Annotated in this window: 16 protein-coding genes; 15 read left to right on the forward strand and 1 reads right to left on the reverse strand. The window is 52.5% G+C overall.

Annotated elements, in window-relative coordinates:
- Nucleotides 1–538 precede the first annotated feature (538 nt).
- From DEF47_RS16975 to DEF47_RS17040, 14 genes are all read left to right on the forward strand, one after another.
- Complete coding sequence (locus DEF47_RS16975; protein WP_041304625.1) at nucleotides 539–1,273, forward strand: CAP domain-containing protein; 735 nt, start codon at nucleotides 539–541, stop codon at nucleotides 1,271–1,273.
- Nucleotides 1,270–1,548 (forward strand): hypothetical protein, encoded by a 279-nt coding sequence (locus DEF47_RS16980; protein WP_041304626.1) that lies wholly within the window; start codon nucleotides 1,270–1,272, stop codon nucleotides 1,546–1,548. The genes DEF47_RS16975 and DEF47_RS16980 overlap by 4 nt, the downstream gene beginning before the upstream one ends.
- A 77-nt stretch (nucleotides 1,549–1,625) precedes the next feature.
- A complete protein-coding gene (locus DEF47_RS16985) occupies nucleotides 1,626–2,654 on the forward strand; it encodes a CAP domain-containing protein (protein WP_012190832.1) in 1,029 nt (342 codons plus the stop codon).
- Nucleotides 2,655–2,736: 82 nt separating this feature from the next.
- Nucleotides 2,737–3,858: a glycosyltransferase family 4 protein gene (locus DEF47_RS16990; protein ID WP_287045251.1), complete on the forward strand. Its 1,122-nt coding sequence runs from the start codon at nucleotides 2,737–2,739 to the stop codon at nucleotides 3,856–3,858.
- A gap of 725 nt (nucleotides 3,859–4,583) precedes the next feature.
- Entirely contained in the window at nucleotides 4,584–5,717 is a 1,134-nt protein-coding gene (locus tag DEF47_RS16995) for a homocitrate synthase (protein WP_012190834.1), read from the forward strand.
- 96 nt (nucleotides 5,718–5,813) lie between these two features.
- Complete coding sequence (locus tag DEF47_RS17000) at nucleotides 5,814–7,079, forward strand: 3-isopropylmalate dehydratase large subunit (protein ID WP_012190835.1); 1,266 nt, start codon at nucleotides 5,814–5,816, stop codon at nucleotides 7,077–7,079.
- A gap of 28 nt (nucleotides 7,080–7,107) precedes the next feature.
- Nucleotides 7,108–7,605: a LeuD/DmdB family oxidoreductase small subunit gene (locus DEF47_RS17005; protein WP_012190836.1), complete on the forward strand. Its 498-nt coding sequence runs from the start codon at nucleotides 7,108–7,110 to the stop codon at nucleotides 7,603–7,605.
- A 2-nt stretch (nucleotides 7,606–7,607) separates the two neighbouring features.
- Nucleotides 7,608–8,603: an isocitrate/isopropylmalate dehydrogenase family protein gene (locus tag DEF47_RS17010; RefSeq protein WP_012190837.1), complete on the forward strand. Its 996-nt coding sequence runs from the start codon at nucleotides 7,608–7,610 to the stop codon at nucleotides 8,601–8,603.
- Between the two features lie 247 nt (nucleotides 8,604–8,850).
- The gene (gene lysW / locus DEF47_RS17015; RefSeq protein WP_012190838.1) at nucleotides 8,851–9,018 is read left to right on the forward strand and encodes a lysine biosynthesis protein LysW; all 168 of its coding nucleotides are present in this window, start codon (nucleotides 8,851–8,853) and stop codon (nucleotides 9,016–9,018) included.
- A gap of 13 nt (nucleotides 9,019–9,031) precedes the next feature.
- The gene (gene lysX, locus DEF47_RS17020) at nucleotides 9,032–9,895 is read left to right on the forward strand and encodes a lysine biosynthesis protein LysX (RefSeq protein WP_012190839.1); all 864 of its coding nucleotides are present in this window, start codon (nucleotides 9,032–9,034) and stop codon (nucleotides 9,893–9,895) included.
- Between the two features lie 29 nt (nucleotides 9,896–9,924).
- Nucleotides 9,925–10,959, forward strand: a complete 1,035-nt coding sequence (gene argC / locus DEF47_RS17025) for an N-acetyl-gamma-glutamyl-phosphate reductase (RefSeq protein ID WP_012190840.1) — start codon at nucleotides 9,925–9,927, stop codon at nucleotides 10,957–10,959.
- A 188-nt stretch (nucleotides 10,960–11,147) separates the two neighbouring features.
- Complete coding sequence (locus DEF47_RS17030) at nucleotides 11,148–11,951, forward strand: [LysW]-aminoadipate kinase (RefSeq protein ID WP_012190841.1); 804 nt, start codon at nucleotides 11,148–11,150, stop codon at nucleotides 11,949–11,951.
- Nucleotides 11,952–11,977: 26 nt separating this feature from the next.
- Nucleotides 11,978–13,159 carry an aspartate aminotransferase family protein gene (locus DEF47_RS17035; protein ID WP_012190842.1) on the forward strand — a complete coding sequence of 394 codons (1,182 nt, stop codon included), beginning with the start codon at nucleotides 11,978–11,980 and terminating at the stop codon, nucleotides 13,157–13,159.
- Entirely contained in the window at nucleotides 13,156–14,211 is a 1,056-nt protein-coding gene (locus tag DEF47_RS17040; protein WP_012190843.1) for a [LysW]-lysine hydrolase, read from the forward strand. The genes DEF47_RS17035 and DEF47_RS17040 overlap by 4 nt, the downstream gene beginning before the upstream one ends.
- Here the strand turns inward: DEF47_RS17040 and DEF47_RS17045 are convergent, their stop codons facing one another.
- Nucleotides 14,212–14,571: a VOC family protein gene (locus DEF47_RS17045; protein ID WP_041304628.1), complete on the reverse strand. Its 360-nt coding sequence runs from the start codon at nucleotides 14,569–14,571 to the stop codon at nucleotides 14,212–14,214.
- A gap of 221 nt (nucleotides 14,572–14,792) precedes the next feature.
- Here DEF47_RS17045 and mscL point away from each other — a divergent pair, with 221 nt between their 5' ends.
- The gene (gene mscL / locus DEF47_RS17050; RefSeq protein ID WP_012190845.1) at nucleotides 14,793–15,176 is read left to right on the forward strand and encodes a large conductance mechanosensitive channel protein MscL; all 384 of its coding nucleotides are present in this window, start codon (nucleotides 14,793–14,795) and stop codon (nucleotides 15,174–15,176) included.
- The last annotated feature ends 68 nt before the right edge of the window (nucleotides 15,177–15,244 follow it).

The following is a 15,244-nucleotide window of genomic DNA, read 5'->3' on the forward strand; positions in this document are numbered from 1 at the left end:
TCTTGCATCTGACAAGAGCTTTTGTGTTGTGTTGATTTCCCTCACCCCCTCGCCCCCTCTCCCGCCTAGCAGGCGAGGGGGAATTCCTCCACCATGAACCATGGAACGCCCCCCGCCCACCGCCGTGGGCGAGGGGCCACCATTAACTGCCAACCTTATAAACCATTACAACGAGCAATAACAATCAAGTTATTTTAGCATTCTACCAACAACATATTGGAAAAATTTCAGAACCTATCCAATTCACTAATTGCACTTTAGGGGATGCAGGGGGATGAAAACCCCTTGCGTTCCCCGCCTTGCGGCGGGGCGGAGGGGTGGTGATCATGATAAATCCTATTGATTCAACCAAACACTTGTGAGCACGAAGCGTTAGCAACCGTATTCAACTTTGATTCAAGAAGCATGATAAATGATATGGATGACTAGCTCATTTCATTAATCATAGGTAAAAAAATTAGGGCCAATGGGCTATGGTCAATTTGGGCTAGGCCTGCGATAGTACCCCTGCATCATTGTTGCCTATTTTGGAGTGTGTATGCAGGTTATTCAGTATTGGTTACGGCCTAAACGGCGCTGGCTAATTGTCAGTGCCTTGATTTTTTGTTTGGTTGGCTCGGTGGCAGGCCAAGAACCTCAGGCCTTGGCGGGCGGCAGCACCAATTATCTGCCAGCCGTTATGTTTAACGCCGATTTGGATATTCACAATCGCCAATCGGTAGTGAATTTTTACCAAAATTATTATCTCACCTCGATGGCAGTCGATATTGGCTGGACAGGCAATGCCAGCACATGCACGCCAGGCACAACCACCCAAGCTTTCCGCGATACGGTTTTAGCCCGAATTAATTATTTTCGGCGTATGGCTGGCATGGGCACGGTTACGTTTGATCCGGCTTTGAATGCCAAAGCTCAGCAAGCGGCCTTGATGATGAGTCGCAACCGCACGCTCAATCACAATCCGCCCAGCAATTGGCTGTGCTACAGCGCCGAAGGCAGCGAAGCCGCTGGCAAATCAAACTTGGCAGCTGGGGTAACCGCCAATGGCACTGGCGCGATTGTTTATACATGTCCGATGACAACACGTCCAGCGTTGGGCATCGACGTTGGTTGTTATACCCACCGACGCTCAAAATGGGTACAGGCGATGTCAAAGCCCAAACTGGCACGCTCGATGCCAATAGTTTATGGGTGGTTGGCAACACTGGCCCACGCCCTGCCACCCGCACCGAATATATTGCGTGGCCGCCCGCAGGCTTTGTGCCTTTTATGAATGCCTACAAACGTTGGTCGTTTAGCTTACCCAACGCCAATTTTGCCAATGCTGTGGTGACCATGCAAAAGAGTGGCCAGTCGCAAGCCCTGACTATCGTCTCGCGCAGCAGTGGCAGTGGCGATAATACGATTGCTTGGGATGTTACGGGCTACAGCTCATGGCCAGCGCCTGCCACCGATATCACCTATACTGTGAATGTGAGTAATGTGGTGCAGAATGGCCAAACTCGTTCGTTCAGCTATCAGGTCACCGTGATTGACCCAAGTCGCTAGGGCGGATGGGCTATAGCCAAATCGCTCAATTTTTGTCAAAATTCATTAATTAATTCACTCTACACTGGAGGCATGGTATGCAGGTGGCATCTACTTGGCGGCGCAGCCGCTGGATCAGTTTGGTTGTAACAAGTTTGTTGGTATTTGGCTTGGTGGCCCCACTTGCAGCCCAAGAACCCCAAGCTATCGCTGGCGGCAGCATGAATTATCTGCCTGCTGTGATGTCAAACCCTGAACTTGATATCAATAACCGCCAATCGGTGGTCAATTTCTATACCAATTTCTACTTGCCAAGCGAAGGCGTAGCCGATGGCTGGACTGGCAGCCAAGCCAGTTGTAACGCTGGCACAACTAGCCAAGCCTATCGCGATGCAATTCTGTTGCGAGTTAATTATTTTCGTAAAATGGCGGGCATGGCCGCAGTCACCCTCAACGAGAGCTACAATAGCCAAGCCCAACAAGCGGCCTTGATGATGAGCCGCAACAATAGCCTCAGCCATAGCCCACCAACGTCATGGGCTTGCTACACCGCCGCAGGTAAAACTGCCGCAGGTAAATCGAATCTCTATTTGGGTCAAATTGGGCCAGGTGCAATTACGGGCTATATGCTTGATCCTGGGGCTGGCAATAGTGCCGCTGGTCACCGCCGCTGGATTCTATACCCGCAAAATAAATCTATTGGGACTGGCGATGTGCCCAGCCGTAGCGGTTATGCTGGCTCAAATGCACTCTACGTGATCACCAGTGATTTTGGCACGGCCAGACCTGCCACCCGCACCGAATATGTGCCATGGCCGCCAGCAGGTTTCGTGCCCTATCAAGTGGTGTTTGGGCGTTGGTCGTTTGCCTTGCATAACGGCAATTTTAGCAATGCAACCATCACAATGAGCCAAAATGGCACGAATATTCCCGTCACCAAAGAAACGGTTGCCACAGGCTTTGGCGAAAATACGATCGTTTGGATTCCCCAAGGCTACAACCATAGCTCAAGTTGGGCGCAGCCAAGCGCCGATACCACCTACACAGTCACGATCAGCAATGTTGTGGTTAATTCGCAAAATCGCTCCTTCACCTATAATGTAACCGTGATTAATCCAAATCAATAGCCGCTTTTTCCAATAAAATCCTCAATTCAGACCGACAGTAGCCCCGAGTTACTGTCGGTCGTGATCTGTGCTGGAGGTGCGTGTGGCTCCCAAAATTGCTTTTATTCGTAAGGGGCGCTGGCCGTTGGCGAATGTGCGAACCGCCGAAGCACTGCGTGCTCAATTCCCCGAATACGAACTCCGTGAGATCGATTTAATTCCCATCATTCGACGCAAGCCTGCCTTGGTTGCATTAAACGGCTGGTGGACATTACGCCAATATGCTGGCGATTTGGCCATGCGGCGACGTGGCCCCAAAGATGCCTTTTTGATCACTAGTTATATTTTCCGTGCTGTCAAGCATTTAGTGGCCGATTTACTGCGCGATGACGACTATCTGTTTAGTTTTCAGATGCAATCATTATTTGATGCTAGCGTGCCAAATATCCCGCATTTTGTCTATACCGACCATACCTTGCTGGCAAATCGTCAATATCCAGGCTTTAATCCGGCTTCACTCTATCACCCTGAATGGATGAAGTTAGAGCCAACAATTTATCAAAATGCCAATTTAGTCTTTACACGTTCCAATCATGTTTCACGTTCACTAGTCGAAGATTACCATTGTGATCCAGCCAAAGTACGTTGTGTTTACGCTGGCAGCAATGCTCCGGTGATCAGCGAACCGCCTGATCCAGCTCGCTATGCCAGCCAAAATATTGTCTATGTTGGGATAGATTGGGAGCGTAAAGGCGGCCCTGAATTGCTGCAAGCTTTCGCCCAAGTGCGGGCGGTTTATCCCAATGCCACCTTGACGATCATCGGCGCAAACCCTCAAACCAATCAGCCAGGGGTTGAGGTGATTGGGCGGATTCCGGTTGAGCAATTACCGCACTATTATCAACGCGCCGCCGTCTTTTGCATGCCCACCAAACTTGAGCCATTTGGCATCGTCACGATTGAAGCCATGAACTATTGGCTGCCTGTGGTTTCAACCAATCTTGGAGCCATGCCCGATTTTATCGAGCACGATCACAACGGCTATTTGGTCGAACCAGGCACGGTTGATCAACTAGCCACCGCCTTGATCAAGCTGGTTGGCGATCCTGAACGCTGTCGGCGTTTTGGGGCACGCAGTGTCGAAATTGCGGCACGGTATCGCTGGGAATCGGTTGGTTCGGCTATGCGTGAGGCAATTATCCAGAACATAGAGCATAGAACATAAGGGGCTAGGGGTCAGGGGTCAGGGGCTAGGGATCGGGGGCTTGCTTTTAACGCAGAGAATATGAGGTTATGAATTAGCTGTAATGGCTTATAGCATTAACAACCAGTTTCATCATACCCTCACCCCCGACCCCTCTCCCACTGCGGTGGGCGAGGGGAGCGCTGCTGGAGAGGTTTCCCCTCGCTTCGCTTGCGGGAGAGAGAGCTAGGGGGTGAGGGCATGACATTCACTGTCAACCGAATAAATCTTTACAACCTCATGCTTCTTTGTGGTTAAAACTCCCTCGCCACTGAATCCTGACCCCTAACTCCTCCTGTTTTGCCTTTTGATTTTTGACTTCTGATTTTGCTCTATGCTCTATGCTCTTAAACTCGTCACTTGACAAACTCAAACCTGCCTGCTATGCTTCGCCGCAGAACTTTTGGTTTGTGGAGTTTCTTACTATGTTCAGTCAACAATTGTACCTGAACTCGAAAAAACGTAGCGCAAAGAAGCCAGGCAGCGAGTCTGGGTTATTGCGTCGCGTCTAAGCAACACTTCACGCGCTCAATAAACACCAAGGCTCGCCGCAACCAACGGCGAGTTTTTTTGTATCCAACGTCGGTTTGAAAGGATTTTCCCATGGCCATACTCAAGCAACTTAAACGCATCAGCCATATCCACCGCCCTGCGGCTGTTCGCCCTGAATTGTTCACCGGATGTTCTTGCGGAAGGATTGTGCTTTCATGACACGGCATTTTGCAATTGTTGATACGACATTACGCGAAGGCGAACAATGGGCCAATGCTCATTTCAGCAGTGAAGATCGCCTCGCCATCGCCAATTTGCTGGTTCAGTTTGGCGTTGAATACATCGAAATGACCTCTCCCTGCGCCTCGCCGCAAAGTACGGCAGATTTGCGCAGCATCGCAGCCTTGCCGCTCGGCAACACCAAGCTGCTGACCCACACCCGTTGTAACCTTGATGACGTGCGGCTCGCTGCTGAATGTGGCGTGGCTGGCGTAAATATCCTCTTTGGCACATCACCCTATCTGCGCCAATGGAGCCATGGTCGCTCAATTGAAGCGATTTTGGAAGAAGTTGGCCCAGTTGTGCGTTTCCTCCAAGAACGAAATATCGAAGTTCGGTTCTCCTGCGAAGATTCATTCCGCACCCCACTGCCCGATTTATTGCGCGTCTACCAAGCTGTCGATTTGCTTGGCGTGCAGCGGGTTGGCATCGCCGATACGGTGGGCATTGCCACGCCACGCGATGTTGAACGTGTGGTTGGTGCAGTCCGCAATGCAGTTCGCTGCGACATTGAATTTCATGGCCACAACGATGGCGGCTGTGCAATTGCCAATGCCTATGCAGCGCTCGAAGCAGGCGCAACCCACATCGATACGACCATTCTTGGCATTGGCGAACGCAACGGCATCGCCGCGCTCAGCGGCTTAATTGCCCGCCTCTACCTCTCCGAACCTGAAAGTGTTGCAGGCTATGCCTTGCCAATGTTGGCCCAACTTGATCACACAGTTGCGGCAATCTTGGGCATTCAAGTGCCATTCAATGCCTGTATCACCAGCGAAACCGCCTTTGCTCACAAGGCTGGCCTGCATACCAAGGCTGTTTTGGCCAATCCCAGCACCTATGAAGCGATCGATCCCAAGGCTTTTGGGCGCGAACGCAATGTGCTGATTGGTCATCGCCTGACTGGTCGCCATGCCTTGCAAAGCCGCGCCAACACCCTAGGTTTGGATCTGAGCGACACCACGATTATCGCGATTGCAGCCCAACTCAAAGCTGCTGCCGATGATCAGCCGTTGACGCTCGATGAGGTGGATGCGCTGCTGCGCTCAAGCACCCTCCAAGCAGCCTAACGATTTTTCAAGCTGGCAATTGAAATTGCTATTTCAATGCCCTAGCTTGCTATACCTTGATGTGCCATTTTTCAGCTATTTTTGGGAGTTTTCGTAATGGGTCAGACATTTGCCGAGCAAATTTTGGGGCATGCTTCCGGTCGCAGCGACGTGCAAGCAGGCGATATGGTGGTAGTCAACGTCGATTTGGTGATGATGCACGATAGCCTCTCGCCTAGCATTATCGAAACCTTGCACAACGAATTAGGCGCTGAACGCGTGTGGGATCGCGACAAAGTTGCAGTGGTAATCGACCACGTTGCCCCAGCCGCCACCGTGCGCCAAGCCGAGCAGCAACAACAAGTGCGGCGTTGGGTCGCCCAACAAGGCATCAGCCATTTGTTTGATGTTGGTCGCGGCATCTCGCACCCCGTGTTGATCGAAGAAGGGTTAGTGCAACCGGGCATGCTGGTGGTTGGCAGCGATTCGCATAGCACTGGCTATGGTGCAGCAGCGGCCTTTGGCTCAGGTATGGGCACGACCGATATCGCCTTAGCACTGGCGACTGGCCAAACTTGGTTTCGCGTCCCAGAAACTGTGCGGGTCAATGCGGTTGGCAATTTTCAACCAGGCGTGAGCGTCAAGGATTTTGGTTTGTGGGCGGCTCGCACGCTCCGCGCTGATGGAGCAACCTATCAAAGCGTCGAGTGGCACGGGGTTGATTTTCTTTCGTGGCGCGAACGTATGACCTTGGCAACTTTATCAATTGAAGTTGGAGCCAAGGCCGGAATCGTTGCCCCAACTGGCTTGGGCGCTGAACATCCCGTGCCAGAATGGTTGAGGGTTGAGGCCGATGCCAGCTACAGCCGCGTTGTCGAATGCGATTTGAGCACGCTCGAACCGCAAGTTAGCGTACCGCATTATGTCGATAACGTAGTCGATTTGGCTGATGTCGGGCGGGTCGCGGTTGATGTCGTCTATCTTGGCACCTGCACCAATGGCCACTACGAAGATATGGCCGCCGCCGCCAGCATTCTCAAGGGACGGCGTTTGGCTCCAAATGTGCGAATGATTGTCGTACCTGCTTCGAGCGAAAGTCTGCATCGCGCCGCCAGCGATGGCACATTAGCTACCTTGTTGGCGGCTGGGGCAACCATCGGTACACCTGGTTGTGGCGCATGCATTGGTCGCCATATGGGCGTGTTAGCGCCCGATGAAGTCTGCGTTTTCACTGGCAATCGCAACTTCCGCGGACGAATGGGCAGCCCAGGAGCCAATATCTACTTGGCCTCGCCTGAAGTTGCCGCCGCCACCGCCGTCACGGGCTACATCACCCACCCGCGCAATGTGCTCGATAGCACTGAGCAAGCAGTTTTCGCCTAATTTTTGCAATTGCACAGGAGTCAGCACTATGCCACGGATTTGGGTTTTTGGAAATGATGTCAACACCGACCAGATGGTTCCAGGCCGTTATGCTCCCTACATGCTCGGCGCAAACGATGATGTGCGACGCTATGCCTTTATCGAAGCGCGGCCCGATTTTGCCCCCAACGTTCAGCCAGGCGATTTAATTATTGCTGGGCCAAACTTTGGCTGTGGCTCAAGCCGCGAGTATGCTCCCTTGGCCTTGAAGCGCTGCGGGGTTGGCGCAATTATCGCTCCGCTGTTTGCCCGCATTTTCTTCCGCAACGCCTTGAACTTGGGCATTCCCTGTTTCACCGCCGATCTTCGCGAGCAAGTTGCTGATGGCGATTTTGTGGATTTTGATTTGGCTGCTGGCCTGATCACCAACAATGCCAACCAAATTCAACTACCACCACCAGAAGGCTGGATGCGTGAAGTCTGGGCTGAAGGCGGAATCGTGCCATTCTACCGTCGCCATGGTCGCTTTCCCGCGACAGGAGCCTAAACATGACCAGGTTGTGTTTGATTGCTGGCGATGGGATTGGCCGCGAAGTGGTGCAAGCAGCCCGCCAAGTGCTCGAAGCCTTAGCAGTTCCTGCCGAGTTTGTTGAGGCCGAGGCTGGTTGGGAAACCTTTCAGCGCACTGGCAACGCCTTGCCCGAACAAACTTTAGCGGCTGTCCAAGCGGCCAATTCAACCTTGTTTGGCGCAGTTAGTTCGCCATCGCAGCGGGTCGCTGGCTATCGCAGTCCAATTGTTGGCATGCGCAAAGCCATTGATTTATATGCCTGTGTGCGGCCAGTCCAAACGCCACCGCTGGCCAACGCCCGCGCTGGAGTCAATTTGGTGGTGGTACGCGAAAATACCGAGGGTTTGTATAGCGGCCAAGAAACCCGCGAGGGCGATGAACGGGCTACGGCGCAACGAATTATCACCCGCCAAGCCAGCGAACGGATTGTGCAATGGGCAGTCCAATATGCCCAACGCACTGGCCGCCGCAAAATCACGGTGGTACACAAAGCCAATGTGCTACGCGAAACCTGTGGTTTGTTCCGCGAAACTGCACTGCGCGTGCTAAGCGATGCGCCCGATTTACAAGTTGAAGAAATGTTAGTCGATAACGCTGCTTATCAATTGGCGCGTGCTCCCGAGCGCTTTGAAGTGTTGGTCACCACCAATTTGTTTGGCGATATTCTCTCAGATGTAGCTAGCGTTTGGGGTGGCGGGCTTGGTTTGGCAGCATCGGCCAATTATGGCACGCGCACGGCGGTATTCGAGCCTGTGCATGGTAGCGCACCGGATATTGCCGGCCAAGGCATCGCCAATCCCTTGGCAACCTTGAGCGCTAGCGTGTTGATGCTCGAATTTGTGGGCTTGAACAGCTACGCCGAGCGTTTGCAAACTGCGATTCAAGCGGTATTAGCCAATGGGCCATATACGCCCGATCTAGCTGGCGCGGCGACGACTGCCGAAGTAGTGCAAGCCGTGATTGACCAATTTTGATCCACGAAGCGCACGAAGGACACGAAGAGGGTACGAAACCGCGAAGGACGCGAAGAACACGAAAGGGCGAGGGTTCAGGGGTCAGAGATCAGAGGTCAGGGAGTTTTAACGCAGAGGCGCAGAGAGTAAGGCTATAGACCTTTGGCTATTGGAATAATTAACGCCCCTCGCCCGCCGCAGTGGGCGAGGGGTGGGGGGTGAGGGAAATTCTCAATCCCGACCCCTATTCAATAAAGGATTACAAACAATGAGCGCACAATGCCCAGAATGTGAAGCAACGATCGCGTTGGCAGCCGATATTTTGGATGGCGAGATTGTGCCATGCCCTGATTGCGGCGCAGAACTCGAAGTTGTCAGCCTGAACCCAGTTGTCTTGGAATTAGCACCCGAAGTCGAAGAAGACTGGGGCGAGTAAGGGAGTTATGTCAATGCGTGTAGGTATGTTATGTTCCCGAATTCGGGTTGAAGAAAAGCTGCTGATCACTGAGTTTGAGCGGCGCAATGTCCAATTTGAGCGGATTGATGATGATCAGACATGGTTTGATTTGAATGCTTTGCAAGCCAATCGCCAAGTGCGCGAACAATTTCCTGATGTGATTATTGAGCGTTCGTTGCACCATGGCCGAGCGTTGTACACACTCAAAACCTTGAACGATGCTGGTATTCCAACCGTCAATAATTATGATGTGGCATTAACCTGTGGCGATAAATTTTTGACTACCCAAGCCTTATTATGCAACGGCGTGCCATCGCCCCGTTGTTTACTGGCTTACACTCAAGATTCAGCGCTCGAAGCGATTGAAAGTTTGGGCTATCCGGTAGTGTTGAAGCCAGTAATTGGCTCGTGGGGGCGCTTGGTCTCAAAGATCAACGATCGCGAAGCTGCCGAGGCGGTGCTTGAGCATCGCGATACCTTGGGCAATTATCAGCATGCCATTTTCTATATTCAAGAATATGTCAACAAACCAGGTGGTCGCGATATTCGGGCGTTTGTGGTTGGCGATGAGTGCATTGCGGCGATTTATCGCACCAGCGGACACTGGATCACCAATACGGCTCGCGGCGGCCAAGCATCAAACTGCCCAATCACGCCAGCCTTAGCCGATATTTGTATTGGCGCGGCCAATGCAGTTGGTGGCGGCGTAGTTGCAATCGATGTGTTCGAGACTGCCGAAGGTCGTTATTTGGTCAATGAAGTCAATTACACCATGGAATTTCGCAACAGCATCAGCACAACTGGAGTGAATATTCCCGAACGAATTGTTGATTATGTGCTAGCTCAAGCGCAATAGGCGGCGGGCTGTAGCCATTTGAGGTTGTTATGCTTTCAGTTTCGATAGTTGGTGGCTCGGGCTATGTCGGTGGTGAATTGCTGCGTTTATTGTTGGGGCATCCCCACGTCGAGGTGCGTCAGGTCACCAGCGAACGCTTAGCAGGCCAATATGTCTACAGCACTCACCCCAATTTGCGTGGTCGCACGGATTTACGCTATAGCCCGCAAAGCACGTTGGAGCCTTGCGATGTGTTGATTTTGGCCTTGCCGCATGGCTCAGCCGCCAAAAAGATCGAGCATTACGCTGGCCTTGGTCAAGCATTAATCGATTGTTCAGCCGATTTTCGTTTGCGCGACCCCGAAGCCTATAGCCGTTGGTATGGCGAACCTCACCCTGCCCCGCAATGGCTGGAGCGTTTTGTTTATGGTTTGCCCGAATTGTATCGCGAGCAAATTCGCGCAACCCGCTATATCAGCGGTGTGGGCTGTAATGCAACAGCGATTAACTTGGCCTTATTGCCGTTGGTCAAGGCAGGCTTGATCGATCAAACCAAGCCTGTGGTGGCGGAAGTCAAGGTTGGTTCGTCTGAGGCGGGCGCGGTTGCCAACGATGGCAGCCATCATGCCGAACGCTCAGGTGTGGTGCGCTCGTTTGCCCCAGTTGGCCATCGCCACACCGCCGAAATTATGCAAGCCCATGGCCTTGAAAATGTGCATATTTCGATCACATCGGTGGAAATGGTGCGCGGCGCTTTGGCAACCTGCCATGTGTTTACTCAAGGCTCGGTCAACGAACGCGATCTGTGGCGAGCCTATCGCGCTGCCGCTACCGAACAACCGTTTCTGCGAATTGTGCATGATCGCAGTGGCTTGCACCGCCATCCTGAGCCAAAAATCTTGGCTGGCAGCAATTACGCCGATATTGGTTGGGCACTCGATGAGGCGACTGGTCGCGTGGTTGCGCTGTGTGCCCTCGATAACTTGACGAAGGGCGCAGCCGGAACCGCCATCCAATGCTTAAATTTGATGCATGGCTTCGATGAACGCTTGGGGCTGGAGTTTACAGGCTTGCATCCAGTTTAGGCTATGGGTTGATAGTCCATTTCGTTCCCTCACCCCCAACTGCGGCGGGCGAGGGGAGCACTTCTGAAGCGGTTCCCCCTCGCCTCGCGGGCGGGAGAGGGGGTCAGGGGGTGAGGGATAGTAACCATTACATATAACCTTAACCCCCATCCTTCGTGCTCTTCGTGGATCAAATAAGGATCATACACATGCTTGTAATAAAAATTGGCGGGGCAGCGGGGATTGATTATAGCAATCTCTGCGCTGATATTGCCCGACTTGCCGCCCAAGGCCAGCCAATCGTGCTGTTTCATGGTGGCTCAGATGGAGCGAACACGCTTGGTGAGCAGCTTGGACATCCGCCTCGCTTCATTACCTCGCCATCAGGCCACACCAGCCGCCAAACTGATCGGCGCACGCTCGAAATTTTTATGATGGCGACGGCCTTGCTCAATCGCCAATTTGTTGAGCGTTTGCGCGGTTTGGGAGTCAACGCCTTAGGCTTATCGGGCATCGATGGCGGCTTATTACAGGGCACACGCAAAACCAATGTTCGTGCGGTCGAACATGGTCGGGTGCGCGTGATTCGCGATGATTGGACTGGCAGCATCGATCAGGTTAATCGGGGTTTGTTGCAAACCTTGCTGAGCGCAGGCTATTTGCCAGTCATTGCTCCATTGGCGGTAAGCAACGTGGGCGAACCATTAAATATTGATGGTGATCGCGGTGCGGCCAGTGTAGCCGTAGCGCTAGAAGCCGAAACGCTCTTGCTATTGACCAATGTCAGTGGCTTGTATCGCAATTTTCCCAACGAAAGCAGTTTGATTGGTCGCTTGCCGCGAACCGAATTAGCCCAAGCCACCGAAAAACTAGCGCAAGGCCGCATGAAGAAAAAATTGCTGGGCGCACAAACTGCGCTCGACGGTGGCTTGCGCCGCGTCATCATTGGCGATGGCCGCCGTGACCAACCAATTAGCGATGCCCTTGCTGGCCAGGGAACGATCATCGAATAAACGGCTGAGTTGCTAGGAACCAAACCATGACTGAACAACAAGCATTTGCAGATTTAGAAGCTGCCCATAGCGCCGGAGTTTACGCCAAGCGTCCGATTACTTTGGTGCGTGGCAGCGGCGCAACCCTCTACGACGATCACGGCCAAGCTTATCTTGATTGTGGTTCAGGCATTGGGGTTGCCAACATCGGCCATTGTCACCCAACGGTGGTGCAGGCAATCGCCGAGCAGGCCGCAACCCTGACGGTTTGCCCCGAAGCCTTTCATAATGATCAACGGGCCTTATTGCAAGCCGAGTTGGTACAATTATTTCCAGCCGAATTTCAACGGGTCTTTTTGTGCAACAGTGGCACGGAAGCAGTCGAAGCTGCTTTGAAATTTGCGCGCATGGCTACAGGCCGTACCGCGATTGTAGCAACCATGCGTGGCTTTCATGGTCGCACTTTTGGAGCTTTGAGCGCTACATGGGAGAGTCACTACCGCGAGCCATTTATGCCGCTTGTGCCCGATTTTAGCCATATTCCCTACAATAATATCGAGCGTTTGCAAAACGCTATTACTGAGCAAACTGCTGCGTTGATTGTTGAAATTATCCAAGGCGAGGGCGGCATTCGCCCGGCAACCGCTGAATTTTTGCAAGCAGCCCAAACAATTTGCCGCGAACGCGGAGCTTTATTGATTCTCGATGAAGTCCAAACTGGCTTTGGCCGTACTGGGCGAATGTTTGCATTTGAGCATTTTGACTTAGAGCCAGACTTCGTTTGTTTGGCCAAGGCCTTGGGCGGGGGCATGCCAATGGGCGCGGTGGTGATCAACCAGCGAGTTGGCGCATTGGCGACTGGCACGCATGGCTCGACCTTTGGCGGCAACCCTTTGGCGTGTGCAGCGGCGCGGGCTTCGCTGCGGGTAATTCGTGAAGAACAATTGGTCGATCAAACTGCCGAAAAAGGCGATTGGCTGCTCGCTCAATTACGTTCAATCAACTCGCCCAAAATTCGCGAGGTGCGCGGGTTAGGCTTGATGGTGGGCATTGAACTCAAGGAAAAAGTTGCGCCCTATCTACAAAAATTGATGAACCAGCATCAGATTATTGCGCTCAATTCGGGCAGCAATGTGTTGCGCTTGCTCCCGCCGTTGGTGATTAATTGGGCTGAATTAGAACGCTTAGTGGCAACCTTACGCAGCATCTTCGAGGAGCCAAGCGCATGAACGATCAACAAGCTTTGCAGTTAATTGAGGCCATGGTGGCAACACCCAGTGTTTCGGGCGACGAGGCCGCAATCGCCCAATTGTTGGTTGAGCAGATGAATCAACTTGGCTTCGATGCCCATATTGATGCGGTTGGCAATGCAGTTGGCGTGATTGGCGCTGCTGCTGAAACCGTCGTGTTGCTCGGACATATGGATACCGTGCCGGGCAATATTCCAGTCGAAGTGCGCGATGGCGAGCTATGGGGGCGCGGTGCTGTCGATGCTAAAGGCTCGTTAGCCACGTTTATCGCTGCCGCCGCCCGCGCTCATGCCGAACAACGCCTAACCTATCGGGTAATTGTGGTTGGTTGCGTCGAAGAAGAAGTTGCTTCATCCAAAGGTGCGCATTTTGTAGCCCAAACCATGGCTGCGCCACTTTGGTGCATCGTGGGCGAACCAAGCGGCGCAGATCGGCTCACCTTAGGCTACAAAGGCAACTTGCGAGCGCAAATTCGCATCGAGCAAGATGCGGCCCATTCGGCCCACGCCAGCCACACCGCCGCCGAACATGGCTGTGAATTATGGCAAGCGATCGCCCAACATGCTTATTCGATCAACCAAGGTCGCGAACGAGCTTTCGATCAATTGCTGCCAAGTTTGGTAAAAATTGAATCAGGTGGCGATGGCTTGCGCGATTGGTGCGAATTGCTAGTCAATGTCCGTTTGCCGTTAGATCTTGATCCGGCGGCCTATACTGCGATGCTGCAACAACTGCTGCCCAATTATGCCCATTTAAAGGTAAGCGGCGCAACGCCCGCGTTTAGTAGCGAACGCACATCAAGCATTGCGCGGCGCTTTGGGCGGGTGTTTCGCGCCAACGGCCAGCAACCGCGCTATGTGCAAAAAACTGGCACCGCCGACATGAATGTAGTTGGGCCAGCCTGGGGATGCCCAGTTGTCGCCTATGGTCCAGGCGATGCAGCGCTTGATCATACGCCCCAAGAGCGCTTGCCCTTGGCCGAATATTTACAAGCGATCGCGGTATTGACAGCAGTTTTGAGCAACGATTAATTATTCTTGAATTAACTCAAGGCTATTGCCATCGGGATCAGTCACGATTGCCGCTTTGATGCCGCCTGCGCTTGGTGGCGTGACGATCGTGCCGCCATGCTGCACCACTTTTTCGAGCGCTCGGGCTAAATCGGGCACACACACGTGAAATTGCAAGCGGCTTTGCTCAGCGACGACTCCTGCAATCGCATTCGGACAGAGCAATAAGGGAATATTGACCAAAAAACCTTCATACAGCGTGTGCTCGCCATGCTTAATCTTGCGAAAATTAGTAAACAGCACTGAATTATAAAAGGCCGCCATTTGTTCGATATTCGTGGCAGCTAAGGTTAATTGGGTAAACGAAATTGGTGATTGCATCAGCTTCCTCACATAATTGTCTTTTGCTAGTGCCCATGCTACCATAGGCCAAGCCCAAACCACCGTTGGCAGCACCTCACTCTGGCTTCTGCACCCAGCAAGCCGCATCGTACCCACCTGCATGTGGCTTAAATAATCGTTAATTTCACCGTAAAGCGTAGCTTTTAGACTACGCTTGTTTGCTCGATGGCCTAGAGTGGCCTAGTACCGGAGGATACGCGATGTTTAAGGAGTTCAAGGAATTTGCCTTCAAAGGCAATGTTCTCGATTTGGCAATTGGGGTGATTATTGGGGCCGCTTTTGGCAAAATTGTCACAGCACTGGTTGATGTTGTGATTATGCCGATTATCAGCATCATTCTTAGCCTCATTCTCAATGATGTTAATATTGCAACATGGCAATTTTCGATTGGGGCTACACCAATTATGATTGGGGTACTGATCAAAACCATTATTGAGTTCCTAATTATTGCGTTTGTGCTTTTCTTATTTGTCAAAGGCATCAACTCGACCCGCCGCAAGCAAGAAGTCGAAGCACCAGCCGCGCCACCACCAAGCGAAGAAGTGTTGTTGCTACGCGAAATTCGCGATAGCTTACAAAAGTAAAAGCCCTCACCCCAATCCCTTTCCTTACAAGGGTAGGTTTCTGCTACGAACCACGGATAGGCTGGTTC

The organism is Herpetosiphon sp. (assembly GCF_003512625.1).
GTDB lineage: Bacteria > Chloroflexota > Chloroflexia > Chloroflexales > Herpetosiphonaceae > Herpetosiphon > Herpetosiphon aurantiacus.

Coding starts and splice junctions, on each gene's coding strand:
- DEF47_RS16975 (WP_041304625.1), top strand. CDS start 539: ATGCAGGTTATTCAGTATTGGTTACGGCCTAAACGGCGCTGGCTAATT.
- DEF47_RS16980 (WP_041304626.1), top strand. CDS start 1,270: ATGAATGCCTACAAACGTTGGTCGTTTAGCTTACCCAACGCCAATTTT.
- DEF47_RS16985 (WP_012190832.1), top strand. CDS start 1,626: ATGCAGGTGGCATCTACTTGGCGGCGCAGCCGCTGGATCAGTTTGGTT.
- DEF47_RS16995 (WP_012190834.1), top strand. CDS start 4,584: ATGACACGGCATTTTGCAATTGTTGATACGACATTACGCGAAGGCGAA.
- DEF47_RS17000 (WP_012190835.1), top strand. CDS start 5,814: ATGGGTCAGACATTTGCCGAGCAAATTTTGGGGCATGCTTCCGGTCGC.
- DEF47_RS17005 (WP_012190836.1), top strand. CDS start 7,108: ATGCCACGGATTTGGGTTTTTGGAAATGATGTCAACACCGACCAGATG.
- DEF47_RS17010 (WP_012190837.1), top strand. CDS start 7,608: ATGACCAGGTTGTGTTTGATTGCTGGCGATGGGATTGGCCGCGAAGTG.
- lysW (WP_012190838.1), top strand. CDS start 8,851: ATGAGCGCACAATGCCCAGAATGTGAAGCAACGATCGCGTTGGCAGCC.
- lysX (WP_012190839.1), top strand. CDS start 9,032: ATGCGTGTAGGTATGTTATGTTCCCGAATTCGGGTTGAAGAAAAGCTG.
- argC (WP_012190840.1), top strand. CDS start 9,925: ATGCTTTCAGTTTCGATAGTTGGTGGCTCGGGCTATGTCGGTGGTGAA.
- DEF47_RS17030 (WP_012190841.1), top strand. CDS start 11,148: ATGCTTGTAATAAAAATTGGCGGGGCAGCGGGGATTGATTATAGCAAT.
- DEF47_RS17035 (WP_012190842.1), top strand. CDS start 11,978: ATGACTGAACAACAAGCATTTGCAGATTTAGAAGCTGCCCATAGCGCC.
- DEF47_RS17040 (WP_012190843.1), top strand. CDS start 13,156: ATGAACGATCAACAAGCTTTGCAGTTAATTGAGGCCATGGTGGCAACA.
- DEF47_RS17045 (WP_041304628.1), bottom strand. CDS start 14,571: ATGCAATCACCAATTTCGTTTACCCAATTAACCTTAGCTGCCACGAAT.
- mscL (WP_012190845.1), top strand. CDS start 14,793: ATGTTTAAGGAGTTCAAGGAATTTGCCTTCAAAGGCAATGTTCTCGAT.